Here is a 284-nt window from a genome sequence, read left to right on the forward strand (position 1 = left end):
TCCCAGCAGAATCCCCGCGATGGACGCGGTCGTCCAGGTGCTCGCCTCGGAGGGCGTGGACACCGTCTTCGGCTGCCCCGGCGCCGCGATCCTCCCGCTGTACCAGGCGCTGGAGAAGAACGGCACGATCGAGCACCTGATCGTCCGCCACGAGGAGGGCGCGACCCACATGGCCGACGGCTGGTCGCGGACCACCGGCGGGGTCGGCGTCGCCATCGGCACCTCGGGGCCGGCCGGCACCAACATGATCACCGGCCTCTACACCGCGCTCGCGGACTCGATCC

General features: G+C 71.8%; 1 protein-coding gene. It reads left to right on the top strand.

The features are described 5' to 3' along the window. Positions 1 to 19: 19 nt before the first annotated feature. Positions 20 to 284: thiamine pyrophosphate-binding protein (locus tag ACSNOK_RS33880; protein WP_436784587.1), on the top strand; the 265-nt coding region annotated here is incomplete at its 3' end.

Source organism: Streptomyces sp. URMC 126 (genome assembly GCF_051386555.1).
Taxonomy (GTDB): Bacteria; Actinomycetota; Actinomycetes; order Streptomycetales; family Streptomycetaceae; genus Streptomyces.